This window comes from Streptomyces geranii (assembly GCF_002954775.1).
Lineage (GTDB): Bacteria > Actinomycetota > Actinomycetes > Streptomycetales > Streptomycetaceae > Streptomyces > Streptomyces geranii.
The window spans coordinates 34,003-56,343 of record NZ_PJME01000015.1 but is presented as its reverse complement, the minus strand read 5'-3'; the positions used below and the strand labels follow the sequence as shown (position 1 = coordinate 56,343).

16 protein-coding genes are annotated in these 22,341 nt (G+C 72.7%); 10 read left to right on the top strand and 6 right to left on the bottom strand.

The genetic code is table 11. The features are described from left to right. Window positions 1–187: 187 nt before the first annotated feature. The 6 genes from CW359_RS21190 (at window position 188) to CW359_RS21160 (ending at window position 10,678) form a co-directional block, all read left to right on the top strand. A complete protein-coding gene (locus tag CW359_RS21190) occupies window positions 188–412 on the top strand; it encodes a hypothetical protein (protein ID WP_105971644.1) in 225 nt (74 codons plus the stop codon). Continuing rightward, window positions 409–1,185 carry an ABC transporter ATP-binding protein gene (locus tag CW359_RS21185; protein ID WP_105971643.1) on the top strand — a complete coding sequence of 259 codons (777 nt, stop codon included), beginning with the start codon at window positions 409–411 and terminating at the stop codon, window positions 1,183–1,185. Before CW359_RS21190 ends, CW359_RS21185 begins: the two co-directional genes overlap by 4 nt. Before the next feature lie 2 nt (window positions 1,186–1,187). Then, complete coding sequence (locus CW359_RS46595) at window positions 1,188–4,199, top strand: ABC transporter permease (RefSeq protein WP_232838499.1); 3,012 nt, start codon at window positions 1,188–1,190, stop codon at window positions 4,197–4,199. Window positions 4,200–4,374: 175 nt separating this feature from the next. Beyond that, the gene (locus tag CW359_RS21170) at window positions 4,375–5,745 is read left to right on the top strand and encodes an alpha/beta hydrolase (RefSeq protein WP_105971641.1); all 1,371 of its coding nucleotides are present in this window, start codon (window positions 4,375–4,377) and stop codon (window positions 5,743–5,745) included. Window positions 5,746–5,968: 223 nt separating this feature from the next. Further along, on the top strand, window positions 5,969–7,300 hold the full coding sequence (locus tag CW359_RS21165) for a phosphatase PAP2 family protein (protein WP_105971640.1): 1,332 nt from the start codon (window positions 5,969–5,971) through the stop codon (window positions 7,298–7,300). Between the two features lie 243 nt (window positions 7,301–7,543). Beyond that, window positions 7,544–10,678, top strand: coding sequence for a PA14 domain-containing protein (locus CW359_RS21160; protein ID WP_157968604.1), 3,135 nt, complete (start codon window positions 7,544–7,546; stop codon window positions 10,676–10,678). Between the two features lie 14 nt (window positions 10,679–10,692). Here CW359_RS21160 and CW359_RS21155 read toward each other — a convergent pair whose 3' ends face one another. Beyond that, complete coding sequence (locus CW359_RS21155) at window positions 10,693–12,750, bottom strand: ATP-binding protein (RefSeq protein WP_198655315.1); 2,058 nt, start codon at window positions 12,748–12,750, stop codon at window positions 10,693–10,695. A gap of 189 nt (window positions 12,751–12,939) precedes the next feature. Further along, window positions 12,940–13,608, bottom strand: coding sequence for an alpha/beta hydrolase (locus tag CW359_RS21150; protein ID WP_105971638.1), 669 nt, complete (start codon window positions 13,606–13,608; stop codon window positions 12,940–12,942). 232 nt (window positions 13,609–13,840) lie between these two features. Between CW359_RS21150 and CW359_RS21145 the strand changes: the two genes are divergently transcribed. Next, window positions 13,841–14,425: a sigma-70 family RNA polymerase sigma factor gene (locus tag CW359_RS21145; RefSeq protein ID WP_105971637.1), complete on the top strand. Its 585-nt coding sequence runs from the start codon at window positions 13,841–13,843 to the stop codon at window positions 14,423–14,425. Next, on the top strand, window positions 14,422–15,180 hold the full coding sequence (locus CW359_RS21140) for an anti-sigma factor (RefSeq protein ID WP_105971636.1): 759 nt from the start codon (window positions 14,422–14,424) through the stop codon (window positions 15,178–15,180). Before CW359_RS21145 ends, CW359_RS21140 begins: the two co-directional genes overlap by 4 nt. Window positions 15,181–15,308: 128 nt before the next feature. Here the strand turns inward: CW359_RS21140 and CW359_RS21135 are convergent, their stop codons facing one another. From CW359_RS21135 to CW359_RS21120, 4 genes are read right to left on the bottom strand one after another with little or no spacing between them, the layout of a single operon-like run. Further along, the gene (locus tag CW359_RS21135) at window positions 15,309–16,106 is read right to left on the bottom strand and encodes a DUF1295 domain-containing protein (RefSeq protein WP_105971635.1); all 798 of its coding nucleotides are present in this window, start codon (window positions 16,104–16,106) and stop codon (window positions 15,309–15,311) included. Beyond that, window positions 16,103–17,440 carry a class I SAM-dependent methyltransferase gene (locus CW359_RS21130; RefSeq protein WP_105971634.1) on the bottom strand — a complete coding sequence of 446 codons (1,338 nt, stop codon included), beginning with the start codon at window positions 17,438–17,440 and terminating at the stop codon, window positions 16,103–16,105. Before CW359_RS21130 ends, CW359_RS21135 begins: the two co-directional genes overlap by 4 nt. Then, on the bottom strand, window positions 17,437–18,204 hold the full coding sequence (locus tag CW359_RS21125; RefSeq protein ID WP_105971633.1) for a DUF1365 domain-containing protein: 768 nt from the start codon (window positions 18,202–18,204) through the stop codon (window positions 17,437–17,439). Before CW359_RS21125 ends, CW359_RS21130 begins: the two co-directional genes overlap by 4 nt. Next, window positions 18,198–19,493 (bottom strand): NAD(P)/FAD-dependent oxidoreductase, encoded by a 1,296-nt coding sequence (locus CW359_RS21120; RefSeq protein WP_105971632.1) that lies wholly within the window; start codon window positions 19,491–19,493, stop codon window positions 18,198–18,200. The genes CW359_RS21125 and CW359_RS21120 overlap by 7 nt, the downstream gene beginning before the upstream one ends. A gap of 179 nt (window positions 19,494–19,672) precedes the next feature. Between CW359_RS21120 and CW359_RS21115 the strand changes: the two genes are divergently transcribed. Both CW359_RS21115 and CW359_RS21110 read left to right on the top strand, forming a co-directional pair. Beyond that, window positions 19,673–21,286: a sulfite oxidase gene (locus tag CW359_RS21115; RefSeq protein WP_105971747.1), complete on the top strand. Its 1,614-nt coding sequence runs from the start codon at window positions 19,673–19,675 to the stop codon at window positions 21,284–21,286. Between the two features lie 54 nt (window positions 21,287–21,340). After that, complete coding sequence (locus CW359_RS21110; RefSeq protein WP_105971631.1) at window positions 21,341–22,006, top strand: fasciclin domain-containing protein; 666 nt, start codon at window positions 21,341–21,343, stop codon at window positions 22,004–22,006. The last annotated feature ends 335 nt before the right edge of the window (window positions 22,007–22,341 follow it).

The following is a 22,341-nucleotide window of genomic DNA, read 5'->3' as shown; positions in this document are numbered from 1 at the left end:
GCCCTCCCCCTGCCGTCCTGCCCATCCCGCTGTCGCCAACGACCCTAGGGCGTAAGCGTGTTCGCCGTCCGCCCGGGGCGCGGAAGGTACAGCCTGCTGTACCCCGGACCGGGCGGGCTGCGGGATCGGCCGGAGGGGGTCCGGATCCATAGCGTCGGTGACGACAGCCGACCCCCGGAGGAACCCCATGCAGCACACCGGCCAACACCCGCCGCTCGAACCGCAGTTGCCCGCCCCCACCCGTGCCGACCTGGTCCGCGGCCTGCTCTGGAGCCTGGTCGTGGCCAGCGCCGTCGCCAACATGGCGGCGTCGTTCGGCGGCACGCACACCTGGGTGAGCCTGTGCTGCGGCGCGGTCACCGTGCTCTGCGGCGGCACCCTCGTCGTACGCAGCCTGCGGGGCCGTCGATGAGCCCCGTCTTCGCCCGGGCCCGCCGCCGCCCGGCGGCCACCGGGTACGACGCGACGGCACCGGCCATCGCCCTGGACCGGGTCGGCAAGGAGTACGCGGGTGGCGTACGCGCCCTCGACGAGGTGTCGTTGACCGTGGAATGCGGCACGTTCCTCGCGGTGATGGGCCCCTCGGGTTCCGGCAAGAGCACGCTGATGCACTGCGCCGCCGGGCTCGACTCCCCGACCTCCGGCAGTGTCCGGATCGACGGTCACGAGATCGCGGGCCTGAACGAGACCCGCCGTACCGAACTGCGCCGGGAGCGCGTCGGGTTCGTGTTCCAGGCGTACAACCTGATCCCCTCGCTCAGTATCGAGGACAACATCACGCTGCCGTTGCGCCTGGCGGGCCGTACGCCGGACGGCGACTGGCTGCGGACCCTGGTGGACCGGGTCGGCCTCGGCGCCCGGCTCGCCCACCGCCCGGCGGAACTGTCCGGCGGGCAGCAGCAACGGGCGGCCGTCGTACGGGCGTTGGTGGCGAGACCGGCTGTCGTGTTCGCCGACGAGCCGACCGGGGCGCTGGATCTGCGCAGCGCCCACGAAGTGCTGGACCTGCTGCGGGACTTGGTCGACGAGCTGGGCCAGACGGTCGTGATGGTCACCCACGACCCGGCAGCGGCGGCCCGCGCACACCGGGTACTGGTGATGGCCGACGGCCGGGTCGTCGAGTCCCTCGACGCGCCGACCGCCCCTGAACTAGCGAGCCGTCTCGTCGAGTTGGGAGAGGTCTGACCATGTCCGCCAAGCTAGCTTCCGACAGTGCCGACAGTGCCGACGGTGCCCACAGGGCCCACGGTTCTCTCGGTTCCTCCGGCTCCGCCGGTTCCCTCGGTGCCGACGGTTCCGCCGGTTCCTCCGGTTCCGCCGGTTCTTTCAGCTCTGCCCGTCTCTCCGGCCTCACCGGTCTCGCCGTACAGATGGTCCGGCACCGGACCGCCGCGCTGGTCGCCGTGGCCTGCGCGGTTCTCGGCGGCGCGGCCCTGATCACCGGTACGGGCGTGCTCGCCGAGTCCGGCCTGCGCTCGCACCTGCCCGCGGGCCGCCTGGCCGGCGCGGACGTGATCGTCGCCGCCGACCAGGAGTTCCATCCGCCGGGCGACCTGCCGATCGCGCTCCCGGAACGCCGTACGGTGCCTGCCCAACTGGTCGCCGAACTGGCCAAGTTGCCCGGGGTCACCGCGGCTGTCGGCGACCTCGGCTTCCCGGCCGCGCTCATCGACGCCCACGGCAGGGTCGTACCGGCGTCCGGCGACCCCAAGTCCGCCGGGCACGGCTGGTCCTCGGTGCGACTCCTGGACGACGCCCGGATCGAGGGCGCCGAGCCCGCCGGTGCCGCCGAGATCGCCCTGGACAGCGCCACGGCGAAGGCGGCGGGCGCCGAGGTGGGCGACAAGGTCCAGGTGTCGACGGGCGCCCGCCCGGCCGAGGACTACCGCGTCTCGGCGATCATGAACGCCCCGGACGCCGGCGTCTTCTTCACGGACCGCACGGCAGCACGGCTGTCGAGCCGGGCCAGCGGAGACACCGGCACGGCCTCCAGCCCCGGCACTGGAGACGGCAGCGACCGCACCGGCACCGGCGACGCGCTCACCGCAGCGACCGGCCACGCCACCAGCACCAGCACCCGCACCCGCATGGGCACCGGAAACGGGCGAGCCACCAGCACGGGCGCGAGCCCAAGCACCGGAAACAGCGGCACCTTCACTCCCGGCGCCGGAGACGGCAGCGATACCGGCACCACCACCGGCGACGCGCCCGCCGCAGCCGCAGCCGCAGCCGCAGCCACCGGCGGCGCCCCCGCCACCAGCCCCGCCACGAGTGCCCAACGCCCAGGAACCGTCGACCTGATAGCCCTCCGAACCGCCCCCGACACAACCCCCCAAGTCGCCGCCGAAGTCCGAGCGAAGCTCAACGGCACCGGACTCAAGACAGTCACCGGCGCCCAGCGCGGCGACCTCGTGTCGCCCGGTGCCGGTGCCTCCCGTTCGCTTCTCGTCCTGCTCGCCGGTTCGCTCTCCGGCATCGTTCTGCTGATCACCGGCTTCGTGCTGGCGAGTGCGCTCGCCGTCTCCCTCGGCGGGCAGCGCCGTGACCTCGCGCTGATGCGGGCCGTCGGGGCAACTCCGCGCCAGATACGGCGACTTGCCGCCGCCCAGTCGACCCTCGTCGCCGCCGTGGCCCTCGTACCCGGTGTGGCCCTCGGCTACTTGCTGGCCGGACAGTTCCGTGGGCTGCTGGCGGACCGGGGTGTCGTCCCGGGCGAACTGCCGCTCACCGTCAGCCCGTTGCCCGCGCTCGCGGCCGTGCTGCTCATGGCGCTCACCGTGCAGGTCGCCGCCCGGGGTTCCGCGTGGCGGGTCTCGCGGATGGCGGCCACCGAGGCGGTCGCCGAGTCGCGCAGTGAGCCGCGTGAGCCCTCGCGGGTGCGGACGCGTGTCGGTGTCCTCGTCATCGTCGGCGCGACGGCCATGTCCGCTCTGCCGCTGTTCTCCCGTACGGTCATCGGCGCGACCGCCACCTCCATCGCCGGGATTCTCGGGGCGATCGGGCTCGCCATGACCGGCCCGGCCCTCGTCCGGGGCATCGGCGGCGGCGCGGCCCGGCTGACCCGTTCCGGGGCCTCCGCGCCGACCTGGCTGGCGATGGCGAACCTCCGCGCCTACGCCCTGCGCAACGCCGGGATCGTCAGCACCCTGGCGATGGCGGTCGTGTTCGTGCTGACGTACACCCTCACCCAGACCACCGTGCTGGCCGCCACCGCCGACGACACCCGCACCGGCACCCTCGCCCAGCAGCGCCTCGGCGCCCCCGGCCTGGGCGGACTGCCCGCCGGGACGCTCGCCGACGTACGGCGGGTGGACGGTGTGCGGGCGGCGGCGACCGTGAGCGAGACCAGCGTGGTGTGGACGTACGAGCAGTTCGGCGAACCGCAGGCCGAGGCGGGGTCCGCGCTGATCCTCACCCCGGACGCGGCGGGCGTCCTCGACCTCGGTGTGCGGGACGGCGGTCTGAGCCGGCTCACCGGTGCGACCGTCGCCGTCAGCAGCGAGGTCGCCGGGTCGCGCGGCGCGTCGGTGGGGCGCCGGGTGGGGCTCGTGCTCGGCGACGGCGCGAAGGTCGACGCCGAGGTGGTCGCCGTCTACGACCGGGGCCTCGGCTTCGGCTCGGTCGTCCTCTCCCGCGACCTCGCCGCGGGCCACACCACGACCGGGCTCGACGAGAACGTCCTGGTCCGTACGGACGGCACGGCGGACGCCCGGCAGGCGGTGGCCGCCTTCGCCGCGTCCCGCCCCGGCCTCGCGGTCGAGGACACCGGTCCGGCCGCCACCGGCGAGGGTCTCGCGGACGCGCCGCCGGAGGTGTGGATCAACCTGGCCACGATCGTCGTCCTGCTGGTCTATCTGCTGCTCAGCATCGCCAACAAGCTCGTCGCCGCGACCGCCCAGCGCCGGGTCGAACTGGGCGCCCTGCGCCTCAACGGCACGACGCCCCGCCAGATCCGCGCCATGATGCGCCGCGAGGCGGCGGTCACCGCGGCCACCGCGCTGGTCACCGCCCTGCTGCTGTCCGCCGTACCCCTCGCCCTGCTGGGCCAGGGCTTCCTCGGCCGCCCCTGGCCGGCGGGCCCGGTGTGGCTGCTGCCCGCGCTCGCCCTGACGGTCACCGTCACCGCGTTCCTCACCATCGAACTGCCCACCCGCCAGGCCCTGCGCACCCCGCCCGCGGACGCCCTCCGCGCCCACTAGCGAGCGCGAGCCCTTCAAGGTTGTGCATTCCATTGACGGCCGTAACAAATAAGCCCTACATTCCTCGACGTCTCCGTACTCCCGCGCACCGACCGTCCGCCCGCACGCACCGGACACGCGCCCCCACCGGCTGTCCGATGCGGGCCCCGCCGCGCCCCCCACGAGGAGCCGCCCCATGCCCGCCAGCACCCGTCTGCGCATCGCCCTGGTCGCGCTCGCCGCGCTCACCTCCGCCACGCTCACCACCCTCCCCGCACCGGCCGCCGCCGTCGACACCGCCACCCACACCTCGGTCAGCGGCCGGCTCACCGGCACCCTCGCCGACGGCGCCACCTGGATCGCCGACGTCCCCGAGGACTGGAACGGCACCCTGCTGCTGTTCAGCCACGGCTTCGGCCCGCTCGTCGCGCGCAACGCCCCCACCGAGGCCGTACGCACCGAACTCCTCGGCCAGGGCTATGCGTTGACCGGGTCGTCGTACGACCCCAACGGCTCGATGTGGGCCCTGGAGAGCGCCGAACGCGACCAGTTCGCCACCCTCGACGCGGTCACCGCGAAGATCGGCACCCCGCGCCGCACCCTCGCCATCGGCCAGTCCATGGGCGGCCTCGTCAACGCCCAGCTCGCCCGGGACGGCGGCGGGCGCATCGACGGCGCCCTCGGCCAGTGCGGCCTGGTCGCGGGCGCCACCGACCTGGAGAACTACCAGCTCGACGCCGAGTACACGATCGCGCGCCTGCTGCTGCCCGAACAGGACGTGAAGCTCGTACGGTTCGACAGTCCCGCCGACGCGGCGGCCACCGCCGGGCTGCTCACGAAGGCGGTCACCGCAGCCCAGGCCACCCCGCAGGGCCGCGCCCGGGTCGCCCTGGCCGCCGCCTTCCTCAACCTGCCCGCCTGGTCGCCCGGCAAGGAGCGGCCCGCCCCGACCGACTGGGCGGAGCAGCAGGCGCAGCAGTACGACTGGTTCGCGCAGGGCATTCTGACGTTCGTCGAGGGCGGCCGGTACGCCATCGAGCAGTCCGTGGGCGGCAACAACTCCTGGACCAAGGGCGTCGACTACACCCGGCTGCTCGCCGGTTCGCAGCACGCGCCCCTGGTCCGCGCCCTCTACCGGACGGCGGGGCTCGATCTCCGCGCAGACCTGCGCACCTTGACGAAGGACGCCACGATCACCGCCGACCCCGCCGCCGTCCGCACCGCACGGCGGACCTCCTCCGCCGGTCAGGGACTTGAGGTGCCGCTGCTCGACGTCCACACCACCGCCGACAACCTGGTCCCGGTGGAGCAGGAGAGCAGCTTCGCCGCGCGGGTGCGCGCCTCGGGCGACGGCGCGCTGCTGCGGCAGGCGTACGTCGAGCGGCAGGGCCACTGCGCCTTCACCACCGCCGAGACGGTCGCCGCCCTGCGTGCCCTCGAACACCGTGTCGACACCGGCCGCTGGGACGCGGTGGCGACCCCGGCCGCGCTCCAGCGGTCCGCGGTCGCGCTCGGCCTGGACGGAGCGGCGTACACGCCTTACCGTCCGGCACCACTGACGCGGTAGAAGCAACCCGAACCGTAATCTTTCCCTCTTCCTCTGCCGGGGGCCTAAATAGAAACCCGGTGAATAGAAGGGAAAGCCACGTATGACATCGCCCGTACCTTCGCAAGCAAAGCAAGCAAGGCAAGCAAAGCAAGCAAAACTTGTAGAGCAGTCAAAGCTTGCAAAAGATACAAAGCGAATAAAAAGCACAAAAGACCTGCTCGCGCGGCACAGACCCTGGGCCGTGGCGGCCGTCGCGGCCTCCGGATTCCTGCTCGCGCTGGAATTCGCCGCACGCCGCTACGGCCTGCCGGGACCGATCACCGGTCAAGCGCGAGAAGTGATATTCGCCCCGAAATCAGGGCCTTTGCTGTACGCGAGCATGGCGCTGATGCTGGTGGTGCTCGGCCGCAGACAGCGCCTCGTCGCGGTCGGTGCGGCGATCGGCATCGACCTCGTCTTCGCGCTGGTGCGCTGGGCGGCCGGCGCCGGTACGGGCGGCAGCCACTGCTTCGGCAACGGCGCGCTGTGGGTGATCCTGGGCTGCGGGGTCCTCGCCGTCACGCGCCGCACGGGCCGTGAACGGGCCCTGCTGCTGAAGGGCGTCGGCCTGGCCCTGCTGCTGGTGGCCGGCCGCAAGGCGGGCGACACCTGGCTGCTGATCACGGCGAAGACCCGCCCTGCGGTGCTCGACCAGTACGTCGCGACCGCCGACCACGCGCTGGGTGACCCGGCGTGGCTGATGGGCCGGCTCGTCCGCGCCGCGGGCCCGATCACCGCTCACCTCCTCGACTGGGTCTACATCCAGCTAGCGGTGGCCGCCGTCCTCGTCGCCCTCTACCAGCTGCGCAACGTGGCGGCCGACGGCCGTTTCCCCCGCCACCACGTGGTCCGCACGTTCCTCGCGATCGGCGTCCTGGGCCCGGCGGTCTACATGGTCTTCCCCGTGGTCGGCCCGGTCTTCGCCTACGGCTCCGGCGCCTTCGGCACGGGCGGCGCGCACTGGGCGGTCGCCGACCTGTGGCCGAACACGCCCCTGCCGCTCACCGCCCCGGGACCGATCCCGTACGACGAGATCACGCCCCGCAACTGCATGCCGAGCCTCCACACGGCCTGGGCCACCGCGATCTTCCTGCACTCCCGCAGGGGCCCGCGCCTGCTGCGCCACGGGGGCACCTTCTGGCTGGCCGCCACGCTCACAGCGACACTGGGCTTCGGCTACCACTACGGCGCGGACCTCGTGGCCGGCGTCGTCTTCGCCCTCACGGTCGAGGCGAGCCTGCGCGCACAGGCCCGAGGCTGGGACCGTTCGGCGACCCTGCTGGTCGCACACGGCACGGCGGCCTTCGCCGGACTCCTCCTGTCGTACCGCTTCCTGCCCCTGGAACTGGCCGACCGCCCCTGGCTGTACGGCCCGCTGCTCCTGCTGACGATGGCGTCGGTGATCGTCGCGTACATCAGGACCACGAGGGCGTGGGACGCGACGGCGACGGCCGGGCCGAGGGAGAAGCGACCGGGCGCGGGCGTGGACTCGGACGCGGAGCAGAATCCGGAACGCCGACTCGAACTGGTCTGACCTGGCGGCGGAAGGCGCCGGGGGCGACTGAACCCCCGACTCGGAACCCGACTCGGAACGGCGGCATCCGGATGGGGATATGGGTGCGATTTACGTACGAGTTCTGCCCAATCCGCACGCGAATATCTGTTCCCATGCCATCATCGCGGGGCAGGAAAAGTGATCACCCGGGGGAGCCGTCCGATCCGTCCTGCCATCTGGTCATGTGTGCTGCCCCGGGTCCGAGGAAGGATGCCGCCCCGCATGGGCAGACCCGTTCCCCCGCGATCCCGTGTCCGCGTACGGCCCCGGCTGACGCTGCCGGTCACCGCCGTTGCCGGGGTCGCGCTCGTCGCCAGTACCGTGCAGACCCCGCCCGCGCCCCCGGCTCGGCCGGACGCGGTGCCCGTCGCGGCCGTGAGCTGTGCCGACGGGGTGTGGAAGGCGGACTACTACGCCAACACCAGCCTCACCGGCACACCCCGCAAGTCCCTGTGCGACAAGGCCGTCAGCGAGAACTGGGGTACGGGGCACCCGGCCGGGATCTCCCTGCCCAATGATCGCTTCGGCGTCCGCTGGACCATGCGCAAGAACTTCGGCGGCGGCGGGCCCTTCCTGCTGAGGACCGCCGCCCAGGACGGCATCCGGGTCTGGGTCGACGGCAAGCGGTACGTCGATCTCTGGCGCGACTACGCCTCCACCCAGCGCGCGAACGTCAAGGTGACCGTGCCCGCCGGGACGCACACCGTCCGCGTCGACTACGTCGCCGTCACGGGCGCCGCCAACGTCTCCGCCTCCCTCGCCCCGACCACCCCGGACAAGGTGGCCCCGCTGGCCCCCGGTTCGGTGAAGGTCGTGGCAGGGGACGGCAAGGCGACCGTCGGCTGGGCCCGCAACGCCGAGGCGGACCTGGCCGGTTACCGCGTCTACCGCTCCACCAGCACCCCCGTGAAGATCGACACCGCCCACCGGGTCAGCGGCTCCGCCCTGCTCACCGGCGCCTCCTTCGACTCGACCGGACTGCGCAACGGCACCAAGTACTGGTTCGCCGTCACCGCGGTGGACCGCGCGGGCAACCAGTCCCGCGCCTCCGCCGACGTCTCCGCGCTCCCCGCCGACAAGACCCCGCCCCGCGCCCCGGACCTCCTCGGCGCCGACGGCTACGGCGACATCGACCTCAACGACAACGGCGTACCGGACGCGGGCGACGACCTCGGCGAGAACCACCTCACCTGGGCGCCGAGTTGGGACGACGACTACACCACGACGGACGCCTTCGCGGGCTACCACGTCTACCGCGCCACCGCCCCCGCCGGCCCCTGGACCAGGATCCGCGCCGCCGACACCCGGGTCGTCCAGGACAACGCGTACGCCGACAAGGCAGCGCCGATCGGCGTCACCGCGTACTACAAGGTCACGGCCGTCGACACGGCGGGCAACGAGTCCGCGCCTGCCGTCACCGAGGCCGGTGAGTACGCCCGTACCGTCGCCTCCGCGCTGCGCCCCGACACCGGGCTGTACCCGCCGCAGGTGCCGACCGGGCTCACCGGCACACTGAGCGGCGAGACCGCCGTCCTGGACTGGGCGGACAACGCGGTCGGCAGCCCCGTGCACGGCCTCGGCGCCGGTTACCAGGTGCAGTCCGCCGCCTCGGCCGACGGCCCCTGGGACCTGCTCGTCGACGCCGCCGATCCGCTCACCTCGTCCGCGTTCACCGACTCCGGCGTACCCGTGGGCGGCACCCGGCACTACCGCGTCCGTACCGTCGGCAAGGTCGTCGACGCCGACACCCCGCGCACGTACTCGGCCTGGACCGCGCCGGTCTCCGTCAGCCGTCCGCTGCCGCCGGACACCACCGCGCCCCAGGCGCCCGCCGCGCCCGTGGTCACCGCACCCGTCGGCGCCACCACCGCCACCCTGACCTGGACCACCACCGGCTGGCCCGGCTACGAGCAGGACTTCGCGGGCTACCAGGTCACCCGCAGCGCGGACGCCGAAGGCCCGTTCACCGACGTCGGCGGCGCCCGTACGCCGCAGTGCGCGGCCGTGCCGGACGGCGAGGAGCAGGTCCGCTGCACCCTCACCGACAGCCCGGTCGCCGCCGACGACAGCCCGTACTACCGGGTCGTCGCCGTCGACCAGCTGGGCAACCGCTCAGGCGGCACCGTCGTACGGCTCCAGCGGCTGGCCCCGCCCGCGCCCGAGCCGCCGACGCCCACCGGACTGACCGCCACCCGCGACCCCTCCACCGGCGGCATCCTGCTCGACTGGAACGACTCCCCGCCCTCCGAGGTCTACCGCTACCACGTGTTCCGCACGAACTACGGCGGCGTGTGCGACATGGGCACCTACACCTTCGAGACGGCCGACTCCTATCAGCTGGACCCGAATCCGTACCGCAAGACCCGCTACTGCGTGCGCGTACGCGGCTTCGAGGGCAACTACAGCGACTGGATCTCGGTCGACGTGCCCGACCCGAACGACGGACCGCTGCCCGGCGCCCCGCAGATCCCGGAGACACCGGCCACCACGGCGACCGCCGACGGCATCCGGCTGACCTGGCCGCTCAACGACCCGGCGGCGGCGAGCTACGAGGTCTGGCGGCGCACCGAGACGGACGCCGTCCACATCAAGAAGGCCGACGGCATCACCGCGTCGGCCGCCCCGGAGTGGACCGACACCGGCGCCCCGGCCGGCATCCCCTCCTGCTACCAGGTCATCGCGGTGAGCGCGACGGGCGTCCGCTCGAACTTCTCCGAGAACACCTGCGCCGTACGCCCGTACGCCGACGGCGTCACGCGCCCCGCCCGGCCCGCCGACCTCACGGGACGCCGTACCGGCGACCTGACGGTGGTGCTGTCCTGGCAGCCGGTCGCCGACGCCACCGGCTACCTCGTCTACCGGTACTGGAACGACGCCGCCCACCCCGGCATCCGTATCCAGGACCAGCCGGTGACGACCGCGACGGTGACCGACACCGACGCGATGGTCGACTACTCCAACGGCTACTACGCCGTCATCGCCGTGAACGCGGCGGGCGTCCGCTCCGAGGCGAAGGTGCTGCCCTGGATGGGCGAGGGCTTCGGCAACTCCATGACGCTGACCGCCGACAGCTCCCCGGACGGCATCCTGCTCAGCTGGACGTGGGCCTGCCGCTGGGAACCCTGCGCGTCCCCGTCCTACACCGCGATCCAGCGCTGGAACACCACCACCCAGACCTGGGACGAACTGACCTCGTCCCTCCCCGCCACGCAGACGTCCTACCTGGACACGGCGGCACCGGCGGGGGCCGTCTCGTACTACCGGGTGCAGATCTACGGCGCGGACAACGGCTACCCCGAACAACTGGGCCACGGAGCGGTGCCGGCGACCCGGCCGGCGGGGGCGGCTATGGACTGAGCCCCGCTCATCTATTACGGCACGTCCAGCAGGTCGCGCAGTACGGACTCGGGATTCCGGCCCATCACACGGAGCAGGGTCTCGTCGTACGCGTCGTCGCCCAGGGCGTGCCGGGCGGTCTGTTCGAGGCGGTCGCGCAGGTGTCTCAGCTCCGGGGTGCCCCGCTGGGGGTGACCGACGGCGCTCCAGTACGCCTCGCCCGCCCCGAACGCCGTGACGGCCAGCTCGGCCGAGCCCTGGGCGGCGAGTGCGGAGGCGAGCAGATCGAGGCCGAGGGCGAGGCCGAAGCTGTCGCCGATCAGCCGCTTGCCCTCCAGCATGCATCTGGCGTGCGCCGCCGCGTCCTCCGTGCGGTCCTCGAACACGGCGATCAGGGCCAGTTGGTAGGCGGCGTAGGACCGGGTCCACCACTCGCCGCGCGCCACGCAGTCGTCGTACAGGGCCTCCGCCTCGCGGCGGGAGTGGTCCAGGCGACCCTCCGAGGTAAGGGCGAACACGCGCACGAGACGACACATGGCCCGCCCCCGGGCGGCGGGATCGGGACGGCCGCCGGTCCCTTCCACTCCTTCGGTTCCTTCTACGAGGTTCAGCGCGCCCTCCACCAGCCATCTGGCCGTCAGCGGGCGGCCCCGCAGCAGGTGGACCAGGCCCGAGAGGTACGCCGCCGTCAGCATGCCCTCGGCGTCCTGGCGGGCCGCCGCGTGCGTACGGGCGGACGTCGCCAGCGCGTCGGCCGCCGCGTACTCGCCCCGCAGGGCGCAGGTCACGCCGAGGGCCCACTGGGCGCGGGCCCGGGCGGCACCGGGCTCCGCGTCCGCGCGCAGCGCCGCCTCCACGTAGTGGGTGGCCTCGCGGAGGTGTCCGCAGCAGCTCCAGAAGAAGGCGAGCAGCCCGCTCATGTCGAGCGCCGCGCGGGGACGGGTGGCCAGCAGATGGTCGAGCGCGGCGCACAGGTCGGCGTGGACCCGGCCGATCTCGCGGTACCGGGCCGCCTGCCGGGGGCCGGTCCAGTCGCGGTGGGCGGCGCGGGCGAGGTGCAGGAAGTGGGCGGCGTGCCGCTCGGCGAGCGCGTCGCCCTCGCCGACCTGGTCCAGCCACATACGTCCGTACTCGCGCACGGTGTCGAGCATCCGGTAGCCGTCCTCGGGCCCGCGCGACAGTACGGACTTGGCGACCAGGCCCGACAGCGCGGCGTCCAGGGCCCTGGGGTGCAGGGGTCCGCCGCCGCACACGGCTCGTACGGTGTCCCGGTCGACCGTGCCCCGGAAGACGGACAGCCGCGCCCAGAGCAGCCGTTCCGCGGGCTCGCACAGTTCGTGGCTCCAGCCGATGGCGGTACGGAGCGACCGGTGCCGGCCCGGACCCGACACGGCCCCGGTGTCCTTGGTGGCCTCCGTGCCCAGGTCCAGACGGGAGCGCAGGGTGCGGACGACCTCGCCGATCGTGCGCTGGCCGAGCTGTCCCGCGACCAGTTCCAGGGCCAGCGGTACTCCCTCCAGCCAGGCGCACACGCGGGCGGCGGTCACCAGGTCCGCCGGGTCGGTCAGGGGGGCGCCCGCTGCGGCGGCCCGGCTGCGGAGCAGTTCCTGGGCGTGGGTCGCGACCGGCAACGGGCGGACGGTGACGAGGTGTTCGCCGGGTACCTCAAGGCGGGCCCGGCTGGTCGCGAGGACGGTGAGGGAGGGGCAGGTCATGAGCAGGTCGGCGACGAGGTGGCGGCAGTCGTCGAGGAGGTGCTCGCAGGAGTCGAGCACGAGGAGGGCGTCCCGGTCGGCGAGCCAGGCGCAGAGGGCGTCCAGGGGGGTACCGGCGGAGTGGTCGGCGAAGCCGGCGGCGTCCGCGACGGCCGAGGCGAGGAGCTGGCCGTCCCGCAGGGGCCACAACTCCGCCCAGATCACTTCGCGGTGGGTCCGCACCGTGTGGGCGAGGTGCAGAGCGAGGCGGCTCTTTCCCACGCCGCCCGTTCCGGTGAGGGTGGTGAGGCGGTGGTGGTTCAACGCGTCGGTGAGGTGGGCCAGTTCGGTGTCGCGGCCGATGAAGTCGTCAGGGATGTCGGGGAGATCGCTCAGCACCCGGGCAGTCTGTCCGGCCTGCGGGCCGGAGCGGGAAGTTCGTTCACTCGTCTGGGTGAACGGGGGTTGGGGGTGTGGTTGTTCGGGTGCGGGTGGGTGGGAGTTGAGCGCGCAGTTCCCCGCGCCCCTAAAGGACGAAAGGACTAAAAGCCCAAAGCCCAAAAGCCCAAAGCCCAAAAGCCCAAAGACCTACAAGCCCAGCAAAGCTGCCGTCGTCGATGCTGCCGTGCGGTGCCAGTTTCTGGCGCCGTGGAGCATTGCGTGGTCGCCTCCTGGTACCAGGTGGATGGTTGCCTGGGAGCCCGCTTCCTGCGCTCGGGTCACGTAGGTCACCGAGGCGCGAGGGTCCGTCACCCGGTCGTGGTCGCCGTGGAGGACGACGACCTCCTTGTCGCGCAGGTGGGTCACCGGCTCGCCCTCCGGGCACCAGGGGGCCAGCGCCAGTACCGCCCTGACCTGTGGAGCCGCCGCCGCCCGCAGCGCCGCCCTGCCGCCCATCGAGTGGCCCACCAGGACCACCGGGACGTCACCGGCGCGCAGGGCCAGCTCTTCGAGGGCCCGGTGTGCGTCCCGTAGCGCGTCCTCGTCGGGGCCGTTCCAGCCGCGTACGCGGTAGCGGACCTCGCCCAGGAAGACTCCGGCGCCGCCCGCCGGGAGCGCGGACGCGACCGCCCGTACGAAGGGCCGCATCCGCAGGGCCGCCGGCTGCCAGGGCCGGCACGGGGACCGGCTCTCGTCGGTGCCGCCGTGCAGGAAGAGGACGGCCGCCCGGGGCGTCGTACCGGGGTCGCGGCGCGACACCAGCGCGGCAGGCGCACCGGCCGTACCGTGTGCCGGTTCCCGCTCGTGCACCGTCATCCGCTCTCCTCGCCCATGCTGTCGTTCCGCCGTCGTCCCACAGGTGATCCGTCGCCGGTCCGCGCGCGGATTGGCCGCCCGGCGGCACCCGCGTGCCGCCCCATGGTGCACGTTTCCCGGACTTCTGCCCATGCCGTCCGGTTTCACCTGCGTTTTCATGAGCACGGGACCAATCCGCGACCTGTACAGGATCGGATTACGTCCGGAGATGTCCCGACCACGGAGGCCCCCCGTGAAAGAAGCCGTGCATATCGGCAGAAACCCGTCCACCGAGCCCGATCTGCAGGAACTGGTGGGCCGTGTCGCCCTGGGCGACGAGTCCGCGTTCGGGCAGGTGTACGACGCTGTGGCGAGCCCCGTCCTCGGTGTCGCCCGTGCCGTTCTGCGCGACCAGGCGCAGTCGGAGGAGGTGACCCAGGAGGTCCTGGTGGAGGTGTGGCGCACCGCGCCCCGCTACCGGCCCGACCGTGGCACGGCGATGAACTGGATCCTCACCCTCGCGCACCGCCGCGCGGTCGACCGCGTGCGCTACGCCGAGGCCGCCGCCGCCCGCGACCACAAGGCGGCCCTGCTGGACCACACCCCCGAGTACGACGAGGTCACCGAACAGGTCGAGGCCCGGCTGGAACGGGAGCAGGTACGGCGCTGTCTGCGCACCCTGACCGACCTCCAGCGCCAGGCCGTCACCCTCGCGTACTACCGGGGGCTCACCTACCGCCAGGTCGCGGAGGCCCTCACCCTCCCCCTGGGCACCGTCAAGACCCGCCTGCGCGACGGACTCATCCGGCTGCGCGACTGCCTGGGGGTGACCGCGTGACGACCACCGCCGACCTCCACACCCTGACCGGCGCCTACGCCCTGCACGCGCTGTCCGACGACGAACGTGACGCCTTCGAGCGCCACCTCGCGGCCTGCGAGCAGTGCGCCCAGGAGACCGCCGAACTCGCCGCCACCGCCGCCCGCCTCGGCCTCGCCGTCTCGGTCACGCCCCGCCCGGCGCTGCGCGAGCAGGTGCTGCGCCGGATCACCACCGTCCGCCAGGAGACACCCCGCGAGCCGGTCCTGCCCCGCGCGGTCCGTACGGCCGTACGGGGGCGCGCGCTCTCGCGGTGGGCGCTCGCCGCCTGTCTCGCGGGCGCCGTCGCGCTCGGCGGCACCGCCGTGTGGCAGCACCAGCGGGCCGAGGACGCCGTGGCCCAGGCCCGGCGCGCGGAACAGGCCGCCGACCGGATCGCCGCCGTGCTCGCGGCGCCGGACGCCAGGACCAGTACGGCGAAACTCGGCGGCGGGGCCACCGGCACCGTCGTCGTCTCCGCGGACCGGGACCGGGCCGTGTTCGTCGTCTCCGGGATGACGGATCCGCCGCGCGGCAAGGTCTACCAACTCTGGTTCGACGAGGGCGGCGGCACGATGCGCTCCGCCGGGCTCATGGACCCCGGCCAGACCGACCAGGCCGTCCTGCTGCAAGGCAACGTCGGCACGGCGTCGGGCATGGGGATCACCGTCGAACCGGCGGGCGGCTCCGAGGAGCCGACCTCGGCACCGCTGGCACTGATGAGCCTGCCCGCCTGAACCGGGCCCCACCGAGTACTGCCCCACCTCGTACTGCCCCACCGAGAACTGCCCCACCGAGAACTGCCCCACCGAGTACGGGACGGGCGGAGCCCCGCAGGGGAGGGCTCCGCCCGTCCTGGTGTGGTCTACCTGGGCGGCAGCGGAAAGAACCCGCTGGTCCGGGCCACGTACTCGGCATACCCCGGCCGCTGAGCCATGTGCCGCTCCAGCAGCCGCTGCCCGCTCCCCTTGGTGAGCAGCAGGCTCATCACCACGGGCGAGACGACGGAGACCGCCGCCGCGGCCGGCGAGTCGCAGGCGATCAGGAACAGCCCCCACCACACACAGAAGTCCCCGAAGTAGTTGGGGTGCCGGGTGTAGCGCCACAGCCCCCGGTCCATGATCCGCCCCTTGTTCGCCGGGTCCCCCTTGAACCGTGCCAGCTGGGCGTCCCCGACCGCCTCGAAGAACACCCCCACGGCCCAGAGACAGCCGCCCGCCCAGGCCACCGCACTCATGGGCCCGGCGATGTACTGGGCCGCCTGCACCGGCAGCGACACCAGCCACACCAGGGCGCCCTGGAGCAGATAGACCATGCGCAGCGCGTACAGGTTCGGGCTGCCCGGGGCCTTGGCCAGCATGGCCTCGTAACGCGGGTCCTCGCCGTGGCCGCGTCCGCGCAGGGCGATGTGCCCCGCCAGCCGCAGCCCCCACCCGACCGTCAGGACGGTGACCAGCACCCGCCGACCGGGGTCCCCGATCCCCGCCGACGCCACGAACCCCACCAGCGCGACGGCGGCGAACGCGAGCCCCCAGGCGACGTCCACGATCCGGTGCATGCCCTTGCGCAGGGCGACACCGAAGGTGGCCAGCATGACGCCGAGGGCGGCGACGGCGGACCAGCCGAGTCCGCTGCCGAAGGCGGCCCAGTCGAACCCGTTCACGGCAGATCCACCTCCTCCGTCCCTTCCGCCCCCTGCGCTCCCTCCGCCCTCTCCGCTCCCTTGGTCAGCAGGTACTGCTGGACGTCCAGATACCCGGAGCGGAAACCGGCCTCGGAGTAGGCGAGATAGAAGGTCCACATCCGCCGGAACGTCTCGTCGAAGCCGAGCGCGGCCACGTCGTCGGCGTGTTCGGTGAAGCGTTCGCGCCACAGGCGCAGGGTCTCCGCGTAGTGGGCGCCGTACGCGTCCCGGCGGGTGACCGTGAGCCGGGTGTGGTCGCGGACGGTGTCGGCGACGGCTTCCACGGAGGGCAACAGGCCGCCGGGGAACACGTACTTGTGGATCCAGGTGAAGGTGGAACGGGAGGCCAGCATCCGGTCGTGGGGCATGGTGATCGCCTGGAGGGCGGCGCGTCCGCCGGGGACCAGGCGTTCGTCGAGGGTGCGGAAGTAGACGGGCCAGAAGTCGGCGCCGACGGCCTCGATCATCTCGACGCTCACGACGGCGTCGTAACTGCCGCGCGCCTCGCGGTAGTCGCACAGTTCGATCGAGACGCGGTCGGCGAGACCGGCCGCCGCGACCCGTTCACGGGCGAGGTCGCGCTGTTCCCGGGAGAGGGTGAGCGAGGTGACGTCCGCGCCGCGCGCGGCGGCCCGGATCGCCAACTCGCCCCACCCGGTACCGATTTCCAGCACCCGGCTGCCCTCCCGCACCTCGGCGAGGTCGAGCAGCCGGTCGATCTTCCGGTGCTGGGCGGCGGCGAGCAGGTCCCAATCGGCGGGGAAGCCGCGGAACACGGCCGAGGAGTAGCTGAGGGTGTCGTCGAGGAAGAGGGCGAAGAGGTCGTTGGAAAGGTCGTAGTGGTGGCTGATGTTGGCGCGGGAGCCCTCGGGGGTGTTCCGCTGGGCGTCCGGGTGCCGCAGCGCCCACAGCCCGCGCAGCCGTTGCAGCGGTACGGGGATCAGCTCGGCCGCGTGCCCGGCCAGCACGGTGAGCGCGCCGACGAGATCGGGCGCGTCCCACTCGCCCGCCATGTACGACTCCCCGAACCCGACGAGCCCCTGCGCGCCGATCCGCCCGTGGAACGCCTTCGGATCGTGTACGTCCACCACAGGCCCGCCCTTCCCGAGCGAGCCGCCGTCGGGGAACCGTACGTGCAGCGGCAGTTCGCGCAGGGCACGTCGTACGACGGCTGCGGCGACGGCCGTCCGGGCCCGCGAGGCGTCCGGGGGCGCGGCGACGTCGGGCCAGCGGTCGGCGTCCACGGCGGCCCGCCCGAGGGGCACGGCCACGGTCCGCCCCGCGTCGCCGGTGCGCAGTTCGGCTGTCGTCATACGGAGTTCTCCCTGTTCTTGTGATCGTGGACTGGTCTGGGCTGGATCGGTAGCCCGCGCAGATACAGGCGGATGCCGTGCACGCGGATGGCGGCGGCGACGGCGAGGGTGGACCAGGGGCGGCGCAGGGCGAGCCGCAGCAGGGTTCCGGTGCGGACCTCGTGCCGGGTGCCGCGTACGGTCGCGGTGAACGGCCTGCCGCCCTCGCGTTCGAGGTGCACGGTGAGGTCGAGCCGTTCGCCGGGCGCGGGCAGGCGCATGCGGTAGTGGCCGTCGACCGGGAAGAACGGCGAGACGTAGAACTCCTTGTCCACCTCCGCCGTACCCGAGGCGTCCGGGTGGAGCAGGTAGGAGTGGCGTTCGCCGTACGTGTTGTGGACCTCGGCGACGACATGGCGGACGGTGCCTTCGGGGTCGTGGCACCAGTAGAGGGTGAGCGGGTTGAAGACGTACCCGAACACCCGGGCGTGGGTGAGCATCACGACCCGTCCGCCGGCCGGTTCAGCCCCCTGGCCGGCGAGGAAGGCGTCCAGTCCGGCGCGGACGGACGCGTGCTCGCCGGTGAAGTGGTCACGTGCCTCGAAACGGGCCAACGGGCGCAGTGGGCACGGGAGTTGGGGGATCCGGTCGGGGTCGACGAGCCACATGTAGGTGCGGTGGCGGAGCGTGTACCGCCAGGGCGCGGTGCGTACGTGGACGATCGCGCAGCGGTACAGGGCGGGCGCGGGTGCCGGTATGAGAGCCGGTGGCGAGGCGGTCACCATCGCACCCCCAGTGCGGCGGCGGCCTCCACGCCGGAGCGGCAGCCGTCCTCGTGGAAGCCCCAGCCGTGGTAGGCGCCCGCGAACGCCGTCACGGAGGTGGCCAGTTCGGGCAGCCGCTGCTGGGCGGCCACCGACTCCGGGGTGTAGACGGGGTGTTCGTAGACCATCCGGGCCCGGACCAGGGCGGGGTCGACCCGGTCCTCGCCGCCGAGCGTGACGACGAACGTCTCGGCGGCGTCGAGCCGTTGGAGCCGGTTCATGTCGTAGCTGACCCGGACCCGGTCGGCGCCCGCGTCGCAGGCGGGCATCAGGTAGTTCCACGAGGCCCGCGCCCCGCGCGCCCGGGGCAGCAGCCGGGTGTCGGTGTGCAGCAGGGTGGTGTTGCGGGAGTAACGGAAGGCGCCGAGCACCTCCTTCTCCTGCGGGGTGGCGTCGGCCAGCAGCCGCAGCGCCTGGTCCGGGTGGGTGGCGACGACCACGGAGTCGTACGAGTGTGTCGTGCCGTCCTCGGTGGTGAGGCTGACGCCGTCGGGGTGCCGGCGCAGGGCGCGGACCGGGTCGGCGAGGCGTATCGCGCCCAGCCGGGCGGCGACTTCGTCGACGTAGGAGCGGGAGCCGCCGGTGACGGTGCGCCAGGTCGGCGAACCGCCCACCGAGAGCATGCCGTGGTGCTCCAGGAAGCGGAACAGGTAGGCGGCCGGGTACCGCAGGGCGGTTTCGGCGTCGCAGGACCAGACGGCGGATACGACCGGGGTCATGAAGTGGGTGCGGAAGTAAGGGGAGAAGCGTTCGGCGTCCAGGAACTCCCCGAGGGTGAGTGCCTGTTGCTCATCCTGCGTGAGGAGTCGGCGGGCGGTGCGGTGGAAGGCGGGGACCTCGGTGAGGAGGCGCAGATAGGCCGGGCTGAGGGCGTTGCGGGGGCGGGCGAGCAGTCCGGCGGGGCCGCGGGCGCCGGCGTACTCCAGTCCGCAGCCCTCGCACCGTACCGACATGCTCATCTCCGACTCCTGTGTGGCTACGCCGAGTTCGGCGAAGAGCTGGAGGAGGTTCGGGTAGGTGCGGTGGTTGTGCACGATGAAGCCGGAGTCGACGCGGTACGTCTCGCCGTGTGACACCAGTTCGTGGGTGTGGGCGTGCCCGCCGAGCCGGTCGTCGGCCTCGTACAGCGTGACGTGGTGTGCTCGCGCGAGCACATGGGCGGCGGTCAGGCCCGCCACTCCGCTGCCGATCACAGCGGTACGCCGCTCCCGCTCCCGCCCCTGCGCGGCGCTTGCTGGCGTGGGTGACATCGCCTCTCCTCCCGGTCGGACGCGGACATGGATCTCGCGCGTAATCCGAAGCTGCGGGGCGAGCGGATTGGTCTGAAAAGCAATTTCCCTCGATCGGGTGACCGACCAATCCGCCGGGCTTTCAGGGCCGGATTCCCCACGTGACGAACGAGGAGAACGAGAAGGAAGCGCGGAATTCCCTGCGGTGGTCTTCCCGGCACCGGCTTAGCCGCCGGTGGTCGAGGCGGGCGCTCGGGGCGTTCAGCGGCGTTCTCGCGGGTTTCGCCTCGCTCGCCGTCGCCGAGCTGGTCTCGGCGGGCGTGCGGCCGGAGGCCGGACCCGTCGTCGCGGTCGGCGGTGCGGCGATCGACCGTACGCCGGCCGGGGTCAAGGACTGGGCGATCCGGAATTTCGGCACCGACGACAAATTGGTCCTGCAGCTCGGAATTCTGGCGGTCCTGACCCTTTTCGCGCTGGCACTGGGAATTACCGCGCTGCGGTACCGGCGGACCGGGGCGGCGGGGGTCCTGCTGTTCGGGGTCGTCGGCGCCCTGGCGGCCACGGGCAGACCGGACTCGACGGGCCCGGCGGACGCACTGCCGTCGGCGGTGGGCGCGGTGGCCGGGGCGGTTGTGCTGTTCGTGCTCGCCGGTCGGCTCATGGCGGGCGGGGCGGTGCCGGACCCGCCCACGAGGGAATCCGTCGAGACTCCGCAGGGGCCCGGCTGGGACCGGCGCGGGTTCGTGCTGGCCGCGTCCGCCGCCGCGGTGGCGTCCGCCGGGGCCGGGGTGCTGGGGCGGGCGCTGAACGGGACGCGAGGGCGTGACGCCGTCGCCTCCCGGGCGAACCTGGTGCTGCCCGCACCGGCCTCCCCGGCCCCCGCGGTCCCCAGGGGCGCGCAGCTCCGGATTCCCGGCATCAGCCCCTTCACGACACCGAACAAGGACTTCTACCGGGTGGACACCGCGCTGGTGGTGCCCAAGGTCGACGCGACCGCGTGGCGGCTGCGCATCCACGGCCGGGGCGTCACCCGCCCGGTAACGCTGTCCTTCGACGACCTCCTCCGGCGCGAGCTGATCGAACGCGACATCACCCTCACCTGTGTGTCGAACGAGGTCGGCGGCCCCTACGTCGGCAACGCCCGCTGGATCGGCGTACGACTGGACGAGCTGCTGGCCGAGTGCGGGGTGAGGCCGCCGTCGCGGGGCGGACCGGCCGACCAGCTGGTGGCCCGGTCGGTGGACGGCATGACCATCGGCAGCCCGGTCGAGGACGTGCTTGACGGCCGCGACGCCCTGCTCGCCGTCGGCATGAACGGCGAACCGCTCCCCTTCGCCCATGGCTTCCCGGTCCGCATGGTGGTGCCCGGCCTGTACGGGTTCGTGTCCGCCTGCAAGTGGATCGAGGACATCGAGCTGACCACGTTCGACGCCTACGACCCCTACTGGGTCAAGCGCGGCTGGGCCCGCAGGGCGCCGGTCAGGACCCAGTCGCGCATCGACACCCCGAAGCCCTTCGCCCGCCCCGAGGCCGGTCCCGTCATGGTCGGCGGGGTCGCCTGGGCGCAGCACCGGGGCGTCGACAGGGTCGAGGTCCGGGTGGACGACGGCCCCTGGCAGGAGGCCCGGCTCGCGGCCGAGGACTCCCGGGACACCTGGCGCCAGTGGTCCTTCCCCTGGCAGGCCACCAGGGGCGGCCACACCCTCACCGTGCGCGCCACCGACCGCACCGGCACGGTCCAGCCCGCGAAACGCACGCCCACGATCCCCGACGGCGCCGCCGGCCACCACTCGGTGGTCGTGACCGTCGACTGACCCACCCGTACATCCATCCGCACATCCATGCAATTCACCCCCAGGAGAGACACCATGAACACACGCATGCGCCGAATCGCCATGACCGTGGCCGCGGCGGCCGTCCTGCCGCTGGCCCTGACGGCGTGCTCCGACAACGACGCCGACTCGGCCAAGTCGGACGCCTCCACGAAGGCGTCGGCCCCGGCCGCCACGGAGGACGACGGCATGACCAACTCCGGCAGCGGCAACGCCTCTTCGGCGGACGCCCCCTTCGGGCCGGCCTGTTCGTCGGTCCCGGCGGACGGCGCCGGTTCCTTCGACGGCATGGCGAAGGACCCGGTGGCCACGGCCGCGTCCAACAACCCGGCCCTGTCGACGCTGGTGGCGGCCGTGCAGAAGGCGGGGCTGGTCGACACCCTCAACAACGCCCAGAACATCACGGTGTTCGCGCCGACGAACGACGCCTTCGCCAAGATCCCCAAGGCGACGCTGGACAAGGTCCTGGCCGACAAGGCCCAGTTGACGAAGATCCTCACGTACCACGTGGTCGGCCAGAAGCTGACGCCTACGGATCTGGCGAGCGGTTCCTTCGACACGCTGGAGAAGTCGAAGCTGACGACGGCAGGTTCGGGGGAGTCGTACACCGTGAACGACTCGGCGAAGGTGGTCTGCGGCGACGTGAAGACCGCCAACGCCAACGTCTACATCGTCGACACGGTGCTGATGCCGACCAGTTGACGGTCGCGGGCGACGGCGCGTGGTGGCGCCGTGAGGGAGGCGGTTTTGGTGGTATCAGTTGCCGCCCACGGCGAATAGGTTGCCGCCGAATTCCGTTCACTTTCGATTCACAGCCGGGCCGCGGACTCCCACACCTCAATTCGAGGTGATCTGTATCACGCCGGAATTGCACTCGTTGGAGGTAATTGGCTGATCGCCAATAGCGGCAACTGTGCCGTTTTGGTGACCGAACGGGACCTTGCCGCCAGGAGAGGCTCATTCGCCGAGAGTGTCGCGCCGATGATCGCGGTCGCAAAAATGAACCTTTGCGCTGGTGGCAAGTGTGCGCAAGGGGC

What these genes read in the sequence shown, in the direction of transcription:
- CW359_RS21190 (WP_105971644.1), top strand. Translation starts at nt 188, where the DNA reads ATGCAGCACACCGGCCAACACCCGCCGCTCGAACCGCAGTTGCCCGCC.
- CW359_RS21185 (WP_105971643.1), top strand. Translation starts at nt 409, where the DNA reads ATGAGCCCCGTCTTCGCCCGGGCCCGCCGCCGCCCGGCGGCCACCGGG.
- CW359_RS46595 (WP_232838499.1), top strand. Translation starts at nt 1,188, where the DNA reads ATGTCCGCCAAGCTAGCTTCCGACAGTGCCGACAGTGCCGACGGTGCC.
- CW359_RS21170 (WP_105971641.1), top strand. Translation starts at nt 4,375, where the DNA reads ATGCCCGCCAGCACCCGTCTGCGCATCGCCCTGGTCGCGCTCGCCGCG.
- CW359_RS21160 (WP_157968604.1), top strand. Translation starts at nt 7,544, where the DNA reads ATGGGCAGACCCGTTCCCCCGCGATCCCGTGTCCGCGTACGGCCCCGG.
- CW359_RS21150 (WP_105971638.1), bottom strand. Translation starts at nt 13,608, where the DNA reads ATGACGGTGCACGAGCGGGAACCGGCACACGGTACGGCCGGTGCGCCT.
- CW359_RS21130 (WP_105971634.1), bottom strand. Translation starts at nt 17,440, where the DNA reads ATGACGACAGCCGAACTGCGCACCGGCGACGCGGGGCGGACCGTGGCC.
- CW359_RS21125 (WP_105971633.1), bottom strand. Translation starts at nt 18,204, where the DNA reads ATGGTGACCGCCTCGCCACCGGCTCTCATACCGGCACCCGCGCCCGCC.
- CW359_RS21120 (WP_105971632.1), bottom strand. Translation starts at nt 19,493, where the DNA reads ATGTCACCCACGCCAGCAAGCGCCGCGCAGGGGCGGGAGCGGGAGCGG.
- CW359_RS21110 (WP_105971631.1), top strand. Translation starts at nt 21,341, where the DNA reads ATGAACACACGCATGCGCCGAATCGCCATGACCGTGGCCGCGGCGGCC.